The organism is Limnohabitans sp. YIMB22184 (genome assembly GCF_048020265.1).
In the GTDB taxonomy this organism is placed as follows: domain Bacteria; phylum Pseudomonadota; class Gammaproteobacteria; order Burkholderiales; family Burkholderiaceae_C; genus Limnohabitans_A.
In genome coordinates this window covers 1,732,320-1,753,347 of record NZ_CP171843.1, presented here as the reverse complement: position 1 = coordinate 1,753,347, position 21,028 = coordinate 1,732,320, and the positions used below count along the sequence as shown (strand labels likewise).

20 protein-coding genes and 1 tRNA gene are annotated in these 21,028 nt (G+C 59.3%); all 21 read left to right on the top strand.

Translation table 11 applies throughout. The features are described from left to right. Positions 1 to 17: 17 nt before the first annotated feature. The 21 genes from ACHEXL_RS08140 (at position 18) to nuoN (ending at position 21,028) form a co-directional block, all read left to right on the top strand. Positions 18 to 1,211: a pyridoxal phosphate-dependent aminotransferase gene (locus tag ACHEXL_RS08140; protein WP_416558833.1), complete on the top strand. Its 1,194-nt coding sequence runs from the start codon at positions 18 to 20 to the stop codon at positions 1,209 to 1,211. Between the two features lie 282 nt (positions 1,212 to 1,493). Further along, on the top strand, positions 1,494 to 1,760 hold the full coding sequence (rpsO, locus tag ACHEXL_RS08135; RefSeq protein WP_019428565.1) for a 30S ribosomal protein S15: 267 nt from the start codon (positions 1,494 to 1,496) through the stop codon (positions 1,758 to 1,760). A 219-nt stretch (positions 1,761 to 1,979) separates the two neighbouring features. Further along, complete coding sequence (gene pnp / locus ACHEXL_RS08130; RefSeq protein ID WP_416558832.1) at positions 1,980 to 4,085, top strand: polyribonucleotide nucleotidyltransferase; 2,106 nt, start codon at positions 1,980 to 1,982, stop codon at positions 4,083 to 4,085. 51 nt (positions 4,086 to 4,136) lie between these two features. Beyond that, on the top strand, positions 4,137 to 5,147 hold the full coding sequence (locus tag ACHEXL_RS08125; RefSeq protein WP_416558831.1) for an NAD(P)H-quinone oxidoreductase: 1,011 nt from the start codon (positions 4,137 to 4,139) through the stop codon (positions 5,145 to 5,147). Positions 5,148 to 5,152: 5 nt separating this feature from the next. After that, on the top strand, positions 5,153 to 5,899 hold the full coding sequence (tpiA, locus tag ACHEXL_RS08120; RefSeq protein ID WP_416558830.1) for a triose-phosphate isomerase: 747 nt from the start codon (positions 5,153 to 5,155) through the stop codon (positions 5,897 to 5,899). Between the two features lie 42 nt (positions 5,900 to 5,941). Continuing rightward, a complete protein-coding gene (gene secG / locus ACHEXL_RS08115; protein ID WP_416558829.1) occupies positions 5,942 to 6,334 on the top strand; it encodes a preprotein translocase subunit SecG in 393 nt (130 codons plus the stop codon). Between the two features lie 143 nt (positions 6,335 to 6,477). After that, positions 6,478 to 6,562 (top strand) — tRNA-Leu (locus ACHEXL_RS08110). Positions 6,563 to 6,627: 65 nt separating this feature from the next. After that, complete coding sequence (locus ACHEXL_RS08105; protein WP_416558828.1) at positions 6,628 to 6,987, top strand: NADH-quinone oxidoreductase subunit A; 360 nt, start codon at positions 6,628 to 6,630, stop codon at positions 6,985 to 6,987. A 44-nt stretch (positions 6,988 to 7,031) separates the two neighbouring features. Further along, positions 7,032 to 7,511 (top strand): NuoB/complex I 20 kDa subunit family protein, encoded by a 480-nt coding sequence (locus ACHEXL_RS08100; protein WP_019428571.1) that lies wholly within the window; start codon positions 7,032 to 7,034, stop codon positions 7,509 to 7,511. Positions 7,512 to 7,522: 11 nt separating this feature from the next. Next, entirely contained in the window at positions 7,523 to 8,131 is a 609-nt protein-coding gene (locus ACHEXL_RS08095; RefSeq protein WP_416558827.1) for an NADH-quinone oxidoreductase subunit C, read from the top strand. A gap of 1 nt (position 8,132) precedes the next feature. Beyond that, positions 8,133 to 9,386, top strand: a complete 1,254-nt coding sequence (locus tag ACHEXL_RS08090) for an NADH-quinone oxidoreductase subunit D (RefSeq protein WP_416558826.1) — start codon at positions 8,133 to 8,135, stop codon at positions 9,384 to 9,386. Further along, positions 9,383 to 9,871 carry an NADH-quinone oxidoreductase subunit NuoE gene (nuoE, locus tag ACHEXL_RS08085; protein WP_416558825.1) on the top strand — a complete coding sequence of 163 codons (489 nt, stop codon included), beginning with the start codon at positions 9,383 to 9,385 and terminating at the stop codon, positions 9,869 to 9,871. Before ACHEXL_RS08090 ends, nuoE begins: the two co-directional genes overlap by 4 nt. Next, positions 9,871 to 11,271, top strand: a complete 1,401-nt coding sequence (gene nuoF / locus ACHEXL_RS08080) for an NADH-quinone oxidoreductase subunit NuoF (protein WP_416558824.1) — start codon at positions 9,871 to 9,873, stop codon at positions 11,269 to 11,271. The genes nuoE and nuoF overlap by 1 nt, the downstream gene beginning before the upstream one ends. Beyond that, positions 11,264 to 13,372 carry an NADH-quinone oxidoreductase subunit NuoG gene (gene nuoG / locus ACHEXL_RS08075; protein WP_416558823.1) on the top strand — a complete coding sequence of 703 codons (2,109 nt, stop codon included), beginning with the start codon at positions 11,264 to 11,266 and terminating at the stop codon, positions 13,370 to 13,372. Before nuoF ends, nuoG begins: the two co-directional genes overlap by 8 nt. Continuing rightward, positions 13,369 to 14,451 carry an NADH-quinone oxidoreductase subunit NuoH gene (nuoH, locus tag ACHEXL_RS08070; RefSeq protein ID WP_416558822.1) on the top strand — a complete coding sequence of 361 codons (1,083 nt, stop codon included), beginning with the start codon at positions 13,369 to 13,371 and terminating at the stop codon, positions 14,449 to 14,451. Before nuoG ends, nuoH begins: the two co-directional genes overlap by 4 nt. Positions 14,452 to 14,473: 22 nt before the next feature. Then, entirely contained in the window at positions 14,474 to 14,974 is a 501-nt protein-coding gene (nuoI, locus tag ACHEXL_RS08065; RefSeq protein WP_369907564.1) for an NADH-quinone oxidoreductase subunit NuoI, read from the top strand. A 37-nt stretch (positions 14,975 to 15,011) separates the two neighbouring features. Beyond that, positions 15,012 to 15,650 carry an NADH-quinone oxidoreductase subunit J gene (locus ACHEXL_RS08060; RefSeq protein WP_416558821.1) on the top strand — a complete coding sequence of 213 codons (639 nt, stop codon included), beginning with the start codon at positions 15,012 to 15,014 and terminating at the stop codon, positions 15,648 to 15,650. Further along, the gene (gene nuoK / locus ACHEXL_RS08055) at positions 15,650 to 15,958 is read left to right on the top strand and encodes an NADH-quinone oxidoreductase subunit NuoK (RefSeq protein ID WP_100119811.1); all 309 of its coding nucleotides are present in this window, start codon (positions 15,650 to 15,652) and stop codon (positions 15,956 to 15,958) included. Before ACHEXL_RS08060 ends, nuoK begins: the two co-directional genes overlap by 1 nt. Before the next feature lie 7 nt (positions 15,959 to 15,965). Then, positions 15,966 to 17,993: an NADH-quinone oxidoreductase subunit L gene (gene nuoL / locus ACHEXL_RS08050; protein WP_416558820.1), complete on the top strand. Its 2,028-nt coding sequence runs from the start codon at positions 15,966 to 15,968 to the stop codon at positions 17,991 to 17,993. A gap of 22 nt (positions 17,994 to 18,015) precedes the next feature. Further along, positions 18,016 to 19,491 carry an NADH-quinone oxidoreductase subunit M gene (locus ACHEXL_RS08045; RefSeq protein WP_416558819.1) on the top strand — a complete coding sequence of 492 codons (1,476 nt, stop codon included), beginning with the start codon at positions 18,016 to 18,018 and terminating at the stop codon, positions 19,489 to 19,491. Between the two features lie 49 nt (positions 19,492 to 19,540). Continuing rightward, positions 19,541 to 21,028: an NADH-quinone oxidoreductase subunit NuoN gene (nuoN, locus tag ACHEXL_RS08040; RefSeq protein WP_416558818.1), complete on the top strand. Its 1,488-nt coding sequence runs from the start codon at positions 19,541 to 19,543 to the stop codon at positions 21,026 to 21,028.

Here is a 21,028-nt window from a genome sequence, read left to right as displayed (position 1 = left end):
GCCGTTACGATGGATGCATGAACCAAAACACCGCTCCTTTCATGCGTCAGGCCGTCATGGACCTGGAAGAGTCCCGCATCCGCGAAGTCGCCAACGCGGGCATGGGCCGCCCCGATGTGCTGGCTTTCTGGTTTGGCGAATCCGACGAGGTCACGCCCGACATCGTGCGCCAGGCGGCCATCGATTCGATGCAAAAAGGCGAGACCTTTTATTCGCACAACTTGGGCCTGCCCGAGCTGCGCCAAGCGGTCTCGGACTACATGTCGGCCCTGCACGGACAAACCCAATCGATAGGCGTGGAGCGCCTCGCCATCACCTCGGGCGGCGTGAATGCCTTGATGCTGGCCGCGCAAGCCTTGATCAATGCGGGCGACGAAGTGGTCGCCGTCACGCCCGTGTGGCCCAACTTGAACGCGCAGGCGCTGGTCATGGGCGCGAATTTGAAATGCGTGTCGTTGCGCCCGGTGGCTGGCCAGTGGCAGCTGGACATGGCTGCGCTCAAGGCTGCGATCACGCCCGCGACCCGCATGCTCATCGTGAACTCGCCCAATAACCCCACGGGCTGGACACTCAGCCGCGCCGAGCAGGCCGAGATCCTGGCGCATTGCCGCAGCACCGGCACCTGGGTACTGGCCGACGAGGTGTACGAGCGCCTGTATTACGAAACCGACACGGCCAATGGCTGCGCCCCGTCTTTTCTGGATGTGGCTGAACCCGACGACCGCCTGGTCGTGGTGCACAGCTTTTCCAAGAGCTTTTTGATGACCGGCTGGCGTTTGGGCTGGCTGGTCATGCCCGCGGCCATGACACCCCACATGGGCAAACTGATCGAGTTCAACACCTCGTGTGCCTCGGTATTCACCCAAAAGGCGGGTGTGGTGGCGTTGCAAAACACCGCTGACATCACCCCCAGGGTGGTGGCGCACCTGAAGGCCTGCCGCGACACCTTGGTGCCTTTGTTGCAGGCCGTGCCTGGCATTCAGTTGGCCTCGGCCAAGGGTGGCATGTATGCATTCTTCAGGCTCGATGGGCATCCTGACGCGGTGGCTACGGCCAAGCGCCTGGTGGCCGAAGCCGGTTTGGGCTTAGCCCCCGGCGAAGCCTTTGCACCCGAAGCGGCCGGCTGGCTGCGCTGGTGCTTTGCGTCCAAAGACCTGGCCAGATTGAACCAAGGCGTGGAACGGCTCAAGGGCTGGCTCGCCAAGAATTAATCGGGATCTGACCCCAATTAATTCCCGACATACCCGCGAATGCGGGTATCCATGCTTTTGGGGAGCATTCATTGGGGTCAGATCCCGATTTTTTGGGGTCTCCAGGTCGAGCCTTGTCCAGGCAGATGCAGGTCTGGGGGCGTAAAGGGTAGGCATTCGGGCTATAATCTTCCTGTTTTGCGATATGCAAAGCGCACGCCATCCGCTTTTCCGGCAGGTGGCGCAAGTCATTAACCCGCTGAAATTCGTCACTGAACGCCAGCGAAACAACAAGGAAATACCATGATCGCATCTTCGATCAAGGCCGAGGTCGTCAAGGCCAACGCGCGTGCTGCCAACGACACTGGCTCCCCCGAAGTCCAAGTCGCTTTGCTGACTGCTCGCATCAACGAGCTGACTCCCCACTTCAAAACACACGCCAAAGACCATCACGGTCGCCGCGGTCTGCTGCGCATGGTGAGCCGTCGCCGCAAGCTGCTGGACTACCTCAAGTCCCGTGATGCTGACCGTTACGTTGCGCTGATCGCCAAGCTTGGCCTGCGTAAGTAATCGTCTCTCCAGATGAAAAGCGCCTGAGTTAGTTCACTAGCTCAGGCGCTTTATTCTTTTTTTCAGTCGGAATTTGTCAGGGCGATCTCGCGCTGTGTCATTCCACAAGGCTTTACAGCAAAGTTTTGCAAGGTTTTGTGGAATGGCATCGAGTTCAGAGCGTCAACTTCCGGGCCCACAGTGCAGCCTCATGCGCTTTTGTTTTCAGGAGTTCTGAACATGTCCATTTTCAACAAAGTCACCAAAACCTTCCAGTGGGGCCAGCATACGGTCAAGATGGAAACCGGCGAAGTCGCTCGCCAAGCAGGCGGCGCTGTGCTGCTCGACATGGAAGGCACCGTGGTGCTGGCCACCGTCGTGGGTTCCAAGATCGCCAAAGCCGGTCAAGACTTCTTCCCCCTCACCGTCGATTACATCGAGAAGACTTACGCTGCAGGCAAGATCCCTGGCAGCTTCTTCAAGCGTGAAGCCAAGCCCAGCGAGCACGAGACCCTGACGAGCCGCCTGATCGACCGTCCGATCCGTCCTCTGTTCCCCGAAGGTTTCTACAACGACGTGCACGTGGTCATCCACACCGTGTCTTTGAACCCTGAAGTCGATGCCGACATCGCTGCGATGATCGCCGTGTCTGCCGCCTTGTCCATCTCGGGTATCCCGTTCAACGGCCCCATCGGCGCTGCGCGCGTGGGCTACATCAACGGCGAATACGTCCTGAACCCAGGCCAAACTCAGCGCAAAGACAGCGTGATGGATCTGGTGGTGGCTGGTACCGAAGCTGCTGTGCTGATGGTCGAATCCGAAGCCCAGCAACTGTCCGAAGAAATCATGTTGGGCGGCGTGGTGTATGGCCACGAGCAGTCGGCGATTGCCATCAACGCGATCCACGAGCTGGTGCGCGAAGCCGGCAAGCCCGTGTGGGACTGGCAAGCGCCTGCCCGCGACACCGCTTTTGAAGCCAAACTGGCCACATTGGCTGAAGAGAAGCTGCGCGCGGCTTACCAGATCCGCAACAAGCAAGCCCGCACACACGCTTGCCGCGAAGCCTACGCTTCGGTCAAAGTGGCTTTGGCCGAAGAGGGCGTGGCGTTTGACCCCGTCAAGCTCGACAACCTGCTGTTCGAAATCGAAGCGCGCATCGTGCGCAGCCAGATCCTGGCCGGTGAGCCCCGCATTGACGGCCGCGACACCCGCACCGTGCGCCCCATCGAAATCCGCAACAGCGTGCTGCCTCGCACACACGGCTCGGCCTTGTTCACTCGTGGCGAAACCCAGGCTTTGGTCATCACCACCTTGGGCACCGAGCGCGACGCCCAGCGCATCGACGCGCTGGCTGGCGAGTTCGAAGACCGCTTCATGTTCCACTACAACATGCCTCCCTTTGCCACCGGCGAAGTGGGCCGCATGGGTTCGACCAAGCGCCGTGAAATCGGTCACGGCCGTCTGGCCAAGCGTGCTTTGGCTGCTGTGTTGCCAAGCAAAGAAGAGTTCCCTTACACCTTGCGTGTGGTGTCCGAGATCACCGAATCGAACGGTTCTTCGTCCATGGCTTCGGTCTGCGGTGGCTGCCTGTCGATGATGGATGCGGGCGTGCCGATGAAAGCCCACGTGGCCGGTATCGCCATGGGCCTGATCAAGGAAGACAACCGCTTTGCGGTGTTGACCGACATCCTGGGTGACGAAGATCACCTGGGCGACATGGACTTCAAAGTGGCCGGCACCACCAACGGCATCACCGCTTTGCAGATGGACATCAAGATCCAGGGTATCACCAAGGAAATCATGCAAGTCGCTTTGGCCCAGGCCAAAGAAGCCCGCATGCACATTCTGGGCAAGATGCAAGAAGCGATGAGCGAAGCCAACACCGAAGTGTCCGATTTCGCGCCCAAGCTCTTCACCATGAAGATCAACCCCGAGAAAATCCGTGACGTGATCGGCAAGGGCGGCGCCACCATTCGCGCCCTGACCGAAGAAACCGGCTGCCAGATCAACATCGAGGAAGACGGCACGATCACCATCGCGGCGACCGACGGCGAGAAGGCCGACATCGCCAAGAAGCGCATCGAGCAGATCACGGCCGAAGTCGAAATCGGCAAGGTCTATGAAGGCCCAGTGACCAAGATTCTGGATTTCGGTGCCTTGATCAACTTGCTGCCCGGTAAAGACGGTCTGTTGCACATCAGCCAGATCGCCCATGAGCGCGTTGAAAAAGTGACCGACTACCTGAGCGAAGGCCAGATCGTCAAGGTCAAGGTCATGGAAACCGACGAAAAAGGCCGCATCAAGCTGTCCATGAAGGCGTTGCTGGACCGTCCAGCTCAGGGCTAAACAACGTTGGTTCGGGTGGTCAGTGATCACCCGAAGTCATGTGGATTCACCATGAACGTCATCGAAATCCAAAGCTACGGTGCCCCCGAGGTGCTGGTGCCTGGCTCCCGTCCCGACCCCGTAGCCGGGGCAGGGGAGTTGCTCATTCGTGTGTCGGCCAGCGGCATCAACCGCCCCGATGTGCTGCAACGCACCGGTAACTACCCCATACCACCGGGTGCCTCCGACATTCCGGGCCTTGAGGTGGCGGGCGTGGTGGTGTCGGGTGATGCTGCGGCCATAGCCGAAGCGGGCTTGGCCGTGGGTGACCGCGTGTGCGCCCTGGTGGCGGGTGGTGGCTATGCGCAATTGTGCGTGGCCCCGGTGGCGCAGTGTTTGCCCGTGCCCAAAGGCCTGACCGACACAGAAGCCGCCTCGCTGCCCGAGACCTTCTTCACGGTGTGGAGCAATGTGTTTGATCGTGGTCGTTTGCAAGCGGGCGATACCCTGTTGATTCAGGGTGGCACCAGCGGCATCGGCGTCACGGCCATCCAGATGGCCAAGGCCGCAGGTGCGACGGTGATCGCCACGGCGGGTTCTGACGACAAATGCCAGGCTTGCCTGGCCTTGGGTGCAGACCATGCCATCAATTACAAAACCACCGATTTCGTGGCTGAGGCCAAGCGCCTGACGGGCGGCGTGGGTGTGAACGTGATTTTGGACATGGTCGCAGGCGACTATGTGGCGCGTGAAGTCGAGGCCCTGGCCGAAGACGGCCGACTGGTCATCATCGCGGTGCAGGGCGGCGTCAAAAGCGAGTTCAATGCGGGCTTGGTCTTGCGCCGCCGTTTGACCATCACCGGCTCGACCTTGCGTCCACGGCCTGTGGCTTTCAAAGCCGCCATTGCTCGGTCTTTGCGCCAAATCGTTTGGCCCTGGATCGAGTCTGGCCGCATCAAGCCGGTCATCCACAGCGTGTTTGGCGCGGTGGAGGCGGGTGGTGGTCTGCCCTCGGGCGCGGCGCAAGCCCATGCCCTGATGGAGACCAACCAGCATGTGGGCAAGTTGGTGGTGACCTGGTGACGACGATGGCAGCCAAGTTGATGGTCGGCAACTGGAAGATGAATGGCAGCCTCGCTGCCAATGCTTCTTTGTTGTCCGAGGTGTTGGCAGTCATGGGCGGCTTGACTTGCCGTGCGGCGGTGTGTGTGCCTGCGCCATATTTGGCGCAAGCGCAAGCCTTGTTGGCCGGATCGGCCCTGGCTCTGGGTGCACAAGATGTGTCTGCCCACGAAGCAGGCGCTTACACGGGCGAGGTGTCTGCCGACATGTTGCGTGACTTTGCGGTGCGCTACTGCATCGTGGGTCACTCGGAGCGCCGTCAATACCACGGCGAATCGGATGTGACCGTGGCCAGCAAAGCCCAACGCGCATTGGCGGCGGGCATCACCCCCATCGTGTGCGTGGGCGAGAGCCTGGCCGAGCGCGATGCGGGTCAAACCGAAGCGGTGGTCAAGCGACAATTGGCAGCGGTCATTCACACCAATGGCCATTGCATCAGCGAGATCGTTGTGGCCTATGAGCCGGTTTGGGCGATTGGCACCGGATTGACGGCGACCCCTGAGCAAGCGCAACACGTGCACGCGGTTTTGCGGGCACAGTTGCAAGCGGCCACCGCGCATGCGGACCGTGTATCGATTTTGTACGGCGGCAGCATGAATGCCGCCAACGCTGCCGATTTGCTGGCCCAGCCTGATGTGGATGGTGGTTTGATCGGTGGTGCGGCGCTGAAGGCGTCCGAGTTTTTGACCATGTTGAAGGCCGCTTCGCGTTGAGCTTTCAATCCCCTGTTTTTTTAGATTGTTCGGAGAATCCTGATGAGCGTGATGTTGACTTTGATTTTGGTGGTCCAGATGTTGTCGGCACTGGCCATGATTGGCCTGATCCTGATCCAGCACGGCAAGGGCGCTGACATGGGTGCAGCTTTTGGCAGCGGTGGTTCGGGCAGTTTGTTTGGTGCAACAGGCGGGGCCAACTTCCTGTCGCGCACCACGGCGGTGTTGGCGGCGGTGTTCTTTGTGTGCACATTGGCCTTGGCTTATTTCAGCAACGCGCGTCCCGCAGCACCTTCGGGCAGCGTGCTCGAGGGCGCCGCAGTGACGGCCCCCGCGCCAGCAACGCCTGTGGACAGCAGCACTGCCGCTCAAATTCCGGGTAACACGCCCATCGCCAAGCCTGACAACAGCGTGCCACCGGCACCCGCCAAGTAAGCTACCGTTCAGCTTTGCTGCTGTGCACAATTTTCCCGGGTTTTGAAAGGAAATGGTGAGCTTTTCAGAGTAAAATTCGAGATCGTCCGGAGAGCGAAATGCGCCATTTGGCGCACCTCATGCAACCTGGGCAAATGTATCCAGCCGTCGTGGTGAAATTGGTAGACACGCTATCTTGAGGGGGTAGTGGCGAAAGCTGTGCGAGTTCGAGTCTCGCCGACGGCACCAGACAAACAGAAAAGCCCAAGCCGACAGGCTTGGGTGTTTCATTCGGTGATACCGTCAGTCTCAAGATGAACCTCGAACAATACCTCCCCATTCTCTTGTTCATTTTGGTCGGCATTGCTGTCGGCATCATTCCCCAGGTTTTGGGCTACATCCTTGGCCCCAACCGACCTGACGCGGAAAAAAACTCCCCCTATGAATGCGGCTTCGAAGCCTTTGAGGATGCCCGCATGAAGTTCGATGTGCGCTACTACCTGGTGGCCATCCTGTTCATCTTGTTCGATCTGGAAATCGCGTTCTTGTTCCCTTGGGCTGTGGCCCTCAAGGAAGTGGGCATGGCCGGCTTCTTGGCTGTGGTGATTTTTCTGGCCATTCTGGTCGTGGGCTTTGTCTACGAGTGGAAAAAAGGCGCTCTGGACTGGGAATGAACATTCGCACTGACGGCAACATTCAGCTTGCTTAAGGACAAAAAATGATTGAAGGCGTGATGAAAGAGGGCTTCATCACCACGAGTTACGACTCGGTGGTGAATTGGGCCAAAACCGGCTCGCTCTGGCCCATGACATTTGGTCTGGCTTGCTGTGCGGTTGAGATGATGCATTCGGCCACAGCCCGCTATGACCTGGCCCGCTTTGGTGCCGAGGTGTTCCGCGCCAGTCCACGCCAAGCCGACTTGATGATCGTGGCTGGCACCCTGTGCAACAAGATGGCGCCCGCCCTGCGCAAGGTGTACGACCAGATGTCCGAGCCACGCTGGGTGATCTCCATGGGCTCATGTGCCAATGGTGGTGGTTACTACCACTACAGCTACTCCGTGGTGCGCGGTTGCGACCGCATCGTACCGGTGGATGTGTACGTGCCGGGCTGCCCGCCCACAGCCGAAGCGCTGATTTACGGCATCATCCAGCTGCAGCAGAAAATCCGCCGCACGCACACCATCGCGCGCGCCTGAAGGGAATGACGATGACCAATTTCGCCATTCGCCCTGAAGACCTGCAAGACACCTTGGCATTGGCCTTGGATGACCGTGTTCAGAGCATTTCCATCGCTTTGGGTGAGGTGACTGTTCATGTGAACGCTCAGCATTACCTGGGCGTCATGCAAACCTTGCGCGATGCGCCGGGCTGCCAATTTGAACAACTGATTGACTTGGCGGGTGTGGACTATTCCACTTACCGCGAAGTGGGCACCGACGGTCCCCGTTTCGGTGTGACCGTGCACTTGCTGTCGGTGAGCCTGAACCAGCGTGTGCGCGTCAAGGTGCTGTGCCCTGACGACGACCTGCCTTTGGTCGACTCGGTCAACGCGATTTGGAACTCGGCCAGCTGGTACGAGCGCGAAGCGTTTGACTTGTACGGCATCGTGTTCGAAGGCCACAACGACCTGCGCCGCATCCTCACCGACTACGGTTTCATTGGTCACCCCTTCCGCAAGGACTTCCCGCTGTCGGGTCACGTTGAAATGCGCTACGACGCCGAGCGTCAGCGCGTGATTTACGAGCCGGTGAGCATTGAGCCGCGCGAAATCACCCCGCGCATCATCCGCGAAGACAACTACGGAGGCCTGAACTGATATGGCCGAAATCAAGAATTACACCCTGAACTTCGGCCCCCAGCACCCGGCCGCACACGGTGTGTTGCGCCTGGTTCTCGAGTTGGACGGCGAAGTGGTTCAACGCGCCGACCCGCACATTGGTCTGTTGCACCGCGCCACCGAAAAGCTGGCCGAGCACAAGACCTACATCCAGTCGCTGCCCTACATGGACCGTCTGGACTATGTGTCGATGATGTGCAACGAGCACGCTTACTGCCTGGCCATTGAAAAGATGCTGGGTCTGGAAGTGCCGATGCGCGCCCAGTACATCCGCGTGATGTTCTCTGAAATCACCCGCATCCTGAACCACCTCATGTGGCTCGGCTCGCACGGCAACGACTGCGGCAGCTCGACCATCCTGATCTACACCTTCCGCGAGCGTGAAGACCTGTTTGACATGTATGAAGCCGTGTCTGGCGCCCGCATGCATGCCGCGTATTTCCGCCCCGGTGGTGTTTACCGTGACCTGCCTGACAGCATGCCGCAGTACAAGGCCAGCAAGGTCAAGAACGCCAAGACCATCGCCGAGATGAACAAGAACCGCCAGGGTTCCCTGCTGGATTTCATCGACGATTTCACGCAGCGTTTTCCCAAGTGTGTGGACGAGTACGAAACCCTGCTGACCGATAACCGCATCTGGAAACAGCGCACGGTTGGTATTGGCGTGGTGGCTCCTGAGCGCGCTCTGAATCTGGGCATGACCGGTCCCATGCTGCGTGGCTCGGGCTTCGCCTGGGACTTGCGTAAAAAGCAGCCCTACGACGCCTACGACAAAGTCGAATTCGACGTGCCGGTGGGCAAGACCGGTGACAGTTACGACCGTTACTTGGTGCGCGTGCAAGAGATGCGCGAGTCCAACCGCATCATCCAGCAGTGCGTGGCCTGGTTGCGTGCCAACCCCGGCCCCGTCATCACTGACAACCACAAGGTGGCGCCGCCTTCGCGCGAGGGCATGAAGTCCAACATGGAAGACTTGATCCACCACTTCAAGCTCTTCACCGAAGGTTTTCATGTGCCCGAAGGCGAGGCCTATGCCGCTGTCGAGCACCCGAAAGGCGAGTTCGGCATCTACATGGTGAGCGATGGTGCCAACAAGCCCTACCGCCTGAAAATTCGCGCCCCGGGCTTTGCCCATTTGGCCACCCTCGATGAAATGGCCAAAGGCCACATGCTGGCCGATGCGGTCGCGATCATCGGGACCATGGACATCGTTTTTGGAGAGATTGACCGATGATCTCTGAGTCAACCAAAGCGCGCTTTGCGCGTGAAGTCGCCAAGTTCCCTGCAGACCAGAAGCAGTCGGCCGTCATGGCCTGTCTGTCGATCGTGCAGCAAGAACAGGGCTGGGTCAGCCCCGACAGCGAGCAGGTCGTGGCCGAGTACCTGGGCATGCCGTTGATGGCGGTCCACGAAGTGACCACCTTCTACAACATGTACAACCAAAAGCCGGTGGGCAAGTTCAAGCTGAACGTTTGCACCAACCTGCCTTGCCAGTTGCGCGGTGGTCAAAAGGCCCTCGAGCACCTGGAGCACAAGCTGGGTGTGCACGCCGGTGAAACCACGGCCGACGGCCTGTTCACTTTGCAGCCCAGTGAGTGCCAAGGCGCTTGCGCCGATGCGCCGGTGCTGCTGGTGAATGACCGCCACATGTGCAGCTTCATGAGTCATGAAAAACTCGACCAACTCGTTGACAGCCTGAAGAAAGCCGAGGCCGCCTGATGAAAGTCGAACAAATCCTGAGCCAATTCCAGGCCACGGGAGTGGAAACCTGCTTCCACGACCGCCACATCAATCCGCAAATCTATGCGGGCCTGAATGGTCGCAATTGGGGCATTAAAGATTACGAAGCGCGCGGCGGCTATGCCGCCTTGCGCAAAATTTTGGGCAAAGACGGCAGTGCGCCGAACGCCGAAACCGGTGTGGCGGGCATGACCCAAGACCAGGTGATCGCCACCGTCAAGGAATCCGGCCTGCGTGGTCGCGGCGGTGCGGGCTTCCCCACGGGCCTCAAGTGGAGCTTCATGCCCCGCCAGTTCCCCGGTCAGAAGTACCTGGTCTGCAACTCGGACGAAGGCGAGCCGGGCACCTGCAAAGACCGCGACATCATGGAGTACAACCCCCACACGGTGATTGAAGGCATGATCATCGCGGCTTATGCCATGGGCATCAGCGTGGGTTACAACTACATCCACGGTGAAATTTTCCACACCTACGAGCGCTTTGAAGCGGCCCTCGAAGAAGCTCGCGCAGCAGGCTATCTGGGTAATAACATCCTGGGCAGCACCTTCAGCTTCCAGTTGCACGCCTCGCACGGTTTTGGCGCTTACATCTGCGGCGAAGAAACCGCGCTGCTCGAATCGCTGGAAGGCAAAAAAGGCCAGCCGCGCTTCAAGCCACCGTTTCCTGCAAGCTTTGGCCTGTACGGCAAGCCCACCACCATCAACAACACCGAGACCTTCGCAGCGGTGCCCTGGATCATTCGCAACGGTGGCCAGGCGTACCTGGAATGCGGCAAGCCCAACAACGGCGGCACCAAGATATTCTCGGTCAGCGGCGACGTGGAACGCCCCGGCAACTACGAAGTGCCCATGGGCACACCGTTTGCCAAGCTGCTCGAGCTCGCCGGTGGCGTACGCGGTGGCCGCAAGCTCAAGGCTGTGATCCCCGGCGGTTCGTCTTCGCCTGTGATTCCGGCCGACTTGATGATGACCTTGACCATGGACTACGACAGCATCGCCAAAGAGGGCGGCTCGATGTTGGGTTCGGGCGCGGTGATCGTCATGGACGAGACGCGCTGCATGGTCAAGGCCTTGGCCCGTTTGTCTTACTTCTACTCGCACGAATCCTGCGGTCAGTGCACGCCTTGCCGCGAAGGCACAGGATGGCTCTGGCGCATGGTCGACCGCATTGAAAACGGCCAGGGCCGTGCCAGCGACATCGACATGCTCGACAGCGTGGCCGGCAACATCATGGGCCGCACGATTTGCGCCTTGGGCGATGCAGCGGCCATGCCGGTGCGCGGCATGCTCAAGCATTTCCGTCACGAATTTGTACACCACATCGAGCACAAGACCTGCATGGTTGGCGCTGATGTGACAACGGTGAAGACCCATGGTTGAAATAGAACTCGACGGTCAGAAAGTGGAAGTTGCCGAAGGCAGCATGGTGATGCATGCTGCTGAAAAAGCCGGCACCTACATCCCCCATTTCTGCTACCACAAGAAACTCTCCATCGCGGCCAACTGCCGCATGTGCCTGGTCGAGGTCGAAAAAGCCCCCAAGCCCATGCCCGCCTGCGCCACGCCGGTGACGCAAGGCATGATCGTGCGCACCAAGAGCGACAAAGCCATTGCGGCGCAGAAGTCGGTCATGGAGTTTTTGCTGATCAACCACCCGCTCGATTGCCCCATTTGCGACCAGGGCGGTGAGTGCCAGTTGCAAGACCTGGCCGTGGGTTACGGCGGCACGCAATCGCGTTACGAAGAAGAAAAGCGCGTGGTCTTTCACAAGGAAGTCGGCCCACTGATCTCCATGGAAGAGATGAGCCGCTGCATCCATTGCACACGCTGCGTGCGCTTTGGCCAGGAAGTGGCGGGTGCCATGGAGTTGGGCATGTCCCACCGTGGCGAGCATGCCGAGATCGAAACCTTCCTGGGCCAGACCATCGACTCCGAACTGTCGGGCAACATGATCGACATCTGTCCTGTGGGCGCTTTGACCAGCAAGCCTTTCCGCTACCACGCCCGCACTTGGGAGTTGTCTCGCCGCAAGTCGATTGCGGCACACGACTCGTCCGGTGCCAACCTGGTTGTGCAGGTCAAGAACAACCAGGTCATGCGTGTCGTGCCGCTCGAGAACGAAGAAGTCAACGAGTGTTGGATAGCCGACCGTGACCGCTTCTCTTACGAAGCACTCAACGGCGCCGACCGCTTGACCCAGCCCATGCTCAAGCAGGGCGGCGAGTGGAAAACCGTCGACTGGCAGACCGCCCTTGAATACGTGGCCAATGGCCTGCGCAACATCCAGCGCGACCACGGCGCCAACAGCATCGGCGCATTGGTCAGCCCGCACAGCACCTTGGAAGAGTTGTACCTGGCTGGCGCTTTGATGCGCGGCCTGGGTTCGGACAACATCGATTACCGTCTGCGCAACGCTGAATTTGGCGCTGCCGAAGGCGTGCGCACGCTGGGCACATCGATCGCATCGCTTTCCACTTTGCAGCGCGTGCTGGTGGTGGGCTCCAACCTGCGCAAGGACCATCCGCTGTTTGCCCTGCGCGTGCGCCACGCCGTGCGCCATGGCGCTCAGCTCCATGTCATCACAACGCCTGCAGCTTTCAGCCATGCCGACGCCTGGGCCATGCCCGTGGCGCAAGCCGTGCTGACCGACGCTTCGGGCTGGGCGCAAGCCTTGGCCGATGTAGCCGCAGCTATCGCGGCAGAGAAGGGTGTTGCAGCGCCTGTGGCAGGCAACGCCACCGTGCAGGCCCAAGCCATTGCCAAGTCCTTGTTGGGCGGCGAGCGCAAAGCCGTGTTGCTGGGCAATGCCGCAGCGCACGCAGCCAACGCATCGAGCCTGCTGGCCTTGGCCAACTGGATCGCCGAGCAAACCGGCGCGACTGTGGGTTACCTGACCGAAGCGGCCAACACGGTGGGCGCGCAGTGGGTCGGGGCCCAGCCGCAAACCGGTGGCAAGCACGCGGGCCAAATGCTGGCCGGTGGCTTGAAAGCCGCGATCTTGCTGAACACCGAACCCGAGTTCGACAGCGCTGCAGGCAGCGCCGCTGCACAGGCTTTGGGTCAGGCCGAGATGGTCGTGACACTCAGTCCCTTCAAAGCCAACATGGCTTTCAGCGACGTGTTGTTGCCCATTGCGCCGTTCACCGAAACATCGGGTTCCTTTGTCAACGCCGAAGGTCGCCTGCAAAGCTTCCATGCCGTGGTCAAGCCTTTGGCCGAGACACGTCCTGCCTGGAAAGTGCTGCGTGTGCTGGCTAATTTGCTCGACATCCCGGGTGTGTCTTTTGAAACTTCGCAAGAGGTGCTGGCCCGTGCCACGGCCAAGCCTTTGGTGGCTTCGAACGCCACGCGCGCTGAGATCACGTTGACCGCCACAACCGCAGCACCCGTGAGCGCTTCGATCTACCAGCTCGACAGCATCGTTCGCCGTGCGCCGTCCTTGCAGCTGACCGCAGACGCCCGCCAGGAGGTGACCCCATGATTGACGCTCTGTACAACGGCGGCCTGAATTTGGTCGCTGCCAGTTGGTGGGCCAACTTGGTCTGGCCCGTGCTCTGGATCTTGCTCAAGATCGTGGCCATCCTGGCGCCTTTGATGGGCGCTGTGGCTTACCTGACGCTGTGGGAGCGCAAGCTGCTGGGCTTCATGCAAGTGCGCCACGGCCCCAACCGTGTGGGCCCCATGGGCTTGTTGCAACCGATTGCCGATGCGCTCAAGCTCCTGACCAAGGAACTGATCAACCCGACAGCGGCCAGCATGGGCTTGTTCCGCCTCGGCCCCATCATGGCCATCATGCCGGCCCTGGCCGCCTGGGTGGCGATTCCCTTTGGTCCCGAAGTGGCGCTGACCAACATCAACGCAGGTTTGATGCTGGTGATGGCCATCACCTCCATCGAGGTCTACGGCGTGATCATCGCGGGTTGGGCGTCAAACTCCAAGTACGCCTTTTTGGGTGCGTTGCGTGCGTCGGCCCAGATGGTCAGCTACGAAATCGCCATGGGCTTTTGCTTCCTGGTGGTCTTGATGGTCTCGGGCAGCATGAACCTGACCGAAATCGTGCTGGCGCAAGGCAAAGGCCAAATGGCCCACATGGGTTTGGGTTTCCTGTCCTGGAACTGGTTGCCTTTGTTGCCGATTTTCCTGGTGTACCTGATCTCGGGCGTGGCCGAAACCAACCGTCACCCCTTTGACGTGGTCGAAGGTGAAGCCGAAATCGTGGCCGGACACATGGTCGAGTACTCGGGCATGGGCTTTGCCATCTTCTTCCTGGCCGAATACGCCAGCATGTGGCTGGTGTCCATCCTGGCTGTGATCATGTTCCTGGGCGGCTGGTTGCCACCCATCGACAGCGCCTTGTTCAACGCCATTCCAGGCTGGATCTGGCTGGGTCTCAAGACTTTCCTGGTCGTGTCCATGTTCATCTGGATCCGCGCCACTTTCCCGCGCTTCCGTTACGACCAGATCATGCGTCTGGGCTGGAAGATTTTCATCCCGGTCACCCTGGTGTGGCTGCTGGTGGTGGGCGTTTGGCTCCACTCGCCATGGAACATCTGGAAATAAGCGGCGCACGACCATGACCACAATGACTGCTTCCAATTTCTCGATCAAGGACTTCCTCAAGAGCTTCATGCTCGTGGAGTTGTTCAAGGGTATGGCCCTGACCGGACGCTACGCATTTGCCCGCAAGGTGACGGTGCAGTTCCCGGAAGAAAAAACACCGCTGTCGCCGCGTTTCCGTGGCCTGCACGCGCTGCGCCGCTACGACAACGGTGAAGAGCGCTGCATTGCGTGCAAACTGTGCGAAGCCGTGTGTCCCGCGATGGCCATCACCATCGAAGCGGGCCAGCGCGAAGACGGTTCACGCCGCACCACACGCTACGACATCGACCTCACCAAGTGCATCTTCTGCGGCTTTTGCGAAGAAAGCTGCCCGGTCGATTCGATTGTCGAGACGCACATTTTTGAATACCACGGCGAAAAACGCGGTGACCTGTACTTCACCAAGGACATGTTGCTGGCTGTGGGCGACCGTTACGAAAAAGAGATCGCTGCGGCCAAGGCCGCCGACGCTCCTTACCGTTGAACGCTGCCCAGTCCTGAACACTTAAAAAGACAGACCTATGGACGTCAAGACCGGTTTCTTCTACCTCTTCTCGGTGGTGCTGCTGTTTGCAGCCTTCCGGGTGGTCACCGCACGCAACCCTGTGCATGCGGTGTTGTTCCTCATGCTGGCTTTCTCGCAAGCATCGGCTGTGTGGTTCCTGCTCCATGCCGAATTCCTGGCCATCTTGCTGGTGCTGGTGTACCTGGGCGCGGTGATGGTGCTCTTCCTGTTCGTGGTGATGATGCTGGACATCCACATCGACACCGTGCGCAGGGGCTTCTGGAAAAACTTCCCGCTCGCAGCCACACTGGGGGCCATCGTGGCCCTGGAGATGGCCGCTGTGCTGCTGTCCGGTTTCCGTCTGTCAGAAGCGCCTGCCATGGCCACGGGTGCGGTGCCCGTGGACAACGCCAAAGCCCTGGGCATTTTGCTCTACACCGAGTACCTGATGCCGATCCAGATCGCGGCGGCCATTTTGTTGGTGGCCATGATCGCGGCGATTGCCCTGACCCTGCGCGAGCGCAAGGACAGCAAGGCGATCGACCCGTCCATCCAGGTCCGGGTGCGTGCGGCTGACCGCATGCAAGTGGTCAAGATGGCCCCGACCCAAGCAGCGCCTGCTCCTGTTGCGGCGGCTGCGGAGGAAAGCAAATGATGACACTGACCCTGGGACACTTCCTGTCGCTCGGCGCGATGCTGTTCGCATTGGCCGTGATCGGCATTTTCCTGAACCGCAAGAACCTGATTGTTTTGCTCATGGCCATCGAGTTGATGTTGCTGGCCGTGAACATGAACTTTGTGGCGTTCTCTCACTACCTGGGTGACATGCACGGCCAAGTGTTCGTGTTCTTCATCCTCACGGTGGCTGCGGCCGAATCGGCCATTGGCCTGGCGATCCTGGTGCTGTTGTTCCGCAACAAGAACAACATCAACGTGGACGAACTCAATTCGCTCAAGGGTTAACAAGAATATGAGTCAAACCCTCAACGCAAGCACGCTGTTGGCTGTGCCGCTGGCCCCCCTGGTGGGCTCGGTATTGGCCGGTGTTCTCGGCACCCAATTCGGTGGCAACTGGATCGGCCGTCGTCTGTCTCACACCCTGACCATTTTGGGTGTGCTGGTGGCCTTCATCCTGTCGGCCATGACGCTCAAGAGCGTCATCGACGGTGCCCGTTTCAACGAGACCCTTTACACCTGGATGGTGGTGGGTGGCCTGAAGATGGAAGTCGGCTTTCTGGTCGACGGCATCACCGCCATGATGATGTGTGTGGTGACTTTTGTGTCGCTGATGGTGCACATTTACACCATTGGCTACATGGAAGAAGACGAAGGCTACAACCGCTTCTTCGCTTACATCTCGCTGTTCACCTTCTCCATGTTGATGCTCGTCATGAGCAACAACCTGCTGCAGCTGTTCTTCGGCTGGGAAGCTGTGGGTCTGGTGTCGTATTTGCTGATCGGTTTTTGGTACAACAAGCCAACAGCGATTTTTGCCAACATGAAGGCCTTTTTGGTCAACCGTGTGGGTGACTTCGGTTTCATCCTCGGCATCGGCTTGATCGTGGCCTACACCGGTACGCTCAACTACACCGAGTTGTTTGCCAAGGCCAACGAGCTGGCCGCGATCAACTTCCCTTGGTACGTGTTCGGTCTGGACGGCATGTTGATCACTGTGATCTGCATCTGCCTGTTCATTGGCGCCATGGGCAAGTCGGCGCAGTTTCCGCTGCATGTGTGGTTGCCTGACTCCATGGAAGGCCCGACCCCGATTTCCGCCCTGATCCACGCCGCCACCATGGTGACGGCCGGTATCTTCATGGTGGCCCGCATGTCGCCGCTGTTTGAGTTGTCCGATGCGGCCCTCAACTTCATCATGGTGATCGGCTCCATCACCGCCTTGTTCATGGGCTTTTTGGGCATCATCCAGAACGACATCAAGCGCGTGGTGGCTTATTCCACTTTGTCGCAGCTCGGTTACATGACCGTCGCTTTGGGCGCATCGGCCTACTCGGTGGCGGTGTTCCACCTGATGACGCACGCGTTCTTCAAGGCGCTGCTGTTCTTGGGTGCAGGCTCCGTGATCATGGGCATGCACCACAACCAGGACATCCGCTGGATGGGCGGCGTGCGCAAGTACATGCCCATCACCTGGATCACGTCGTTGTTGGGCTCGCTGGCGCTGATCGGCACGCCGCTTTTCTCGGGTTTTTATTCCAAGGACAGCATCATCGAAGCCGTGCACCTGAGCACCTTGCCTGCCGCTGGCTTTGCCAACTTTGCAGTACTGGCCGGTGTGTTCGTCACCGCCTTCTATTCGTTCCGCATGTATTTCCTGGTCTTCCATGGCCCTGAGCGTTACGACCAGAACCCGGATGCGCACCACGATGACCACCACGGTCACGATGACCATGGCCATGACAAACCCCACGAATCGCCTTGGGTAGTCACGGTACCGCTGGTTTTGCTGGCCATTCCTTCGGTGGTGATCGGTTTCATGACCATCCAGCCCATGCTGTATGGCGACTTCTTCAAAGACGTGATCTTTGTGGACGCAGCCAAGCACCCTGCGATGACGCAATTGGGCGAGCTGTTCCACGGCCCTGTGGCCATGGCGCTGCATGGCTTGAGCACGGCGCCGTTCTGGCTGGCTCTGGCTGGCGTGGTGACCGCCTGGTACATGTACCTGGTCAACCCCAAGGTTCCGGCTTTCTTTGCCCGTGCCTTGCGTCCGCTGATCGTGGTCATGGAGAACAAGTACTTCATGGACTGGATCAACGAGAACATTCTGGCCAAGGGCGCTCGCGGCCTGGGCCTGGGCCTGTGGAAGGTGGGCGACCGCGCCATCATCGACGGCTTGGTCGTCAACGGTTCCTGGAAAGTCGTCGGCCTGGTCTCTGGCATGGTGCGCTGGTTCCAGTCGGGCTTCCTGTACCACTATGCCCTGGTCATGATTTTGGGTGTGTTCGTGCTGATGACGTATTTCGTCTGGCTCGCTTAACGGTTTTGAGGACAAGATAAAAATGGGATTGTTAAGCCTTGCCATCTGGATGCCGATTGCTTTTGGCATCGTCTTGCTGGCCCTCGGTCGTGACAGCCAAGCCCGCGCCGTGCGCTGGTTGGCGCTGGTCGGCTCGATCGCCAGTTTTCTGGTCACGCTGCCGCTGTACGCGGGCTTTCAGCTCGGTACTTCGGCCATGCAATTTGTCGAAAAGGCCTCGTGGATTGAGCGCTTCAATGTGCACTACCACCTGGGCGTGGACGGTATTTCGCTGTGGCTGGTCTTGCTCACTGCGTTCATCAACGTGATCGTGGTGATTGCGGGCTGGGAAGTCATCACCCGCAAAGTCAACCAGTACATGGCTGCCTTCATGATCCTGTCGGGTCTGATGATCGGCGTGTTCACTGCGCTCGACGGCATCTTGTTCTATGTCTTCTTCGAAGCCACGCTGATCCCGATGTACCTGATCATCGGTATCTGGGGTGGCCCGAACAAGATCTACGCCGCTTTCAAGTTCTTCCTCTACACCTTGCTCGGCTCATTGTTGATGCTGATCGCACTGGTTTATCTGTACACCGCTTCGAACGGCAGCTTCGACATCCTGACCTGGCACAAATTGCCGCTGTCCGGCTCGGTCCAAACCTTGCTGTTCTTCGCTTTCTTTGCGGCTTTTGCCGTCAAGGTGCCCATGTGGCCAGTACACACCTGGCTGCCAGATGTGCACGTGGAAGCGCCGACAGGTGGCTCGGCCGTGTTGGCGGCCATCATGCTCAAGCTCGGTGCTTATGGTTTCCTGCGCTTCTCGATGCCCATCGCACCCGACGCCGCACGCGAGTGGGGCATGTTCATCATCATCTTGTCGTTGGTGGCCGTGGTCTATGTGGGCTTGGTGGCCATGGTGCAGCAGGACATGAAGAAGCTGGTGGCTTACTCGTCGGTGGCGCACATGGGTTTTGTGACCCTGGGCTTTTTCATCTTCAACCCACTGGGCGTGTCCGGCGGTATCGTGCAGATGATTGCGCACGGCTTCGTGTCGGCCGCCATGTTCTTGTCGATTGGCGTGTTGTACGACCGCGTGCACTCGCGTGAAATCGCCAGCTATGGCGGTGTGGTCAACACCATGCCCAAGTTCGCAGCTTTCGCCCTGTTCTTTGCCATGGCCAACTGCGGCTTGCCCGGCACAGCTGGTTTTGTGGGCGAGTGGATGGTGATTCTGGGTGCCGTGAAGTTCAACTTCTGGATCGGCTTGTTGTCGGCTTCGGCCCTGATCTTTGGCGCTGCTTACACCTTGTGGATGTTCAAGCGCGTTTACCTGGGGCCTGTGGGCAACAACGATGTCAAGGAACTGACCGACATCAATGGTCGCGAATTCCTGATGCTTGCCTTGCTGGCGGCCGCCGTGCTCTACATGGGCGTCTACCCCAAGCCTTTCACCGACGTGATGGACACTTCGGTGGCCGACTTGCTCAAACACGTGGCCTTGTCCAAGCTGCCTTGAGCAGCGGGCATTGAACGTTTCGCCTGATTAGAAAATTGAGAGAACACAGATGATGGACAACTCCAGCTGGATGACGGTTTACCCCGAGATCGTGTTGCTGGTCATGGCTTGCGTGATCGCGCTGGCCGACCTCTTCGTGAAAAGCCCCAAGCGCACCGCCACCTATGTGCTGACCTTGTTGTCTTTGGGCGGTGTGGCCTGGCTGCACACCATGTATGCCGATGCCGGGCAGACGCTGTACGGCTTTGGCCGTCTGGTGGTGAGCGATCCCATGGGCCACTGGCTCAAGTGCTTTGCCACCATCGCCGTGATGGTGACCCTGGTCTATTCGCGTCCTTATGCAGCCGACCGCGACATGCTGCGTGGCGGCGAGCTGTTCAGCCTGAGCCTGTTTGCCTTGCTGGGCATGAGCTTCATGATTTCGGGTCAGAACTTCATCGTGATTTACCTGGGCCTGGAGCTGCTGACACTGTCCAGCTACGCCCTGGTGGCCCTGCGCCGTGACCACACGCAAGCGACCGAAGCGGCCATGAAGTACTTTGTGCTGGGTGCCATGGCTTCGGGCTTCTTGCTTTACGGCATGTCCATGATGTACGGCGCAACGGGCAGCCTGGAATTGTCTGAGGTGCTCAAGGCCATTGCCACAGGTCAGGTCAACCACCAGGTGCTGGTGTTCGGTCTCGTGTTCATTGTGGCCGGTCTGGCTTTCAAGATCGGTGCGGTGCCTTTCCACATGTGGATCCCCGACGTCTACCAAGGCGCACCCACGGCCATCACCCTGATGATCGGTGGCGCGCCCAAATTGGCCGCATTCGCCATCATGATGCGTTTGCTTGTCGAAGGCTTGTTGCCTTTGGCGTTTGATTGGCAGCAAATGTTGTCGCTGTTGGCCATTGGCTCTTTGCTGGTCGGTAACCTGGCCGCCATTGCCCAGACCAACCTCAAGCGCATGCTGGCCTACTCGACCATTGCGCAGATGGGTTTTGTGTTGTTGGGTTTTGTGGCCGGTGTCATCAACGGCCAAACCACTCTGGCGGCCAATGCCTACAGCTCGGCCATGTTCTACACGGTGTCTTATGTGCTGACCACTTTGGCGGCCTTCGGCGTGATCATGTTGCTGGCGCGTCAAGGTTTTGAGAGCGAAGAAATCACCGACCTGGCCGGTTTGAACCAACGCAGCCCCTTGTACGCGGGCGTGATGGCGATCTGTCTGTTCTCGATGGCGGGCATCCCGCCGATGGTCGGCTTCTATGCCAAGCTGTCGGTGTTGCAGTCGCTCATCGTCTCGGGTCAGGGCTTCTACATGGGCTTGGCGATCTTTGCGGTCATCATGTCCCTGATCGGTGCCTTCTATTACCTGCGCGTGGTCAAGGTCATGTACTTTGACGAGCCAGTGACGGCCACCACCGTCTCGGCCACCACCGATGTGCGTGTGGTCTTGTCGGTCAATGGTTTGCTGGTCTTGGTGCTGGGCATCGTGCCGGGCGCTTTGATGGCCCTGTGCGCCAACGCTGTGGCCAGCATGCTGGCCATCTGA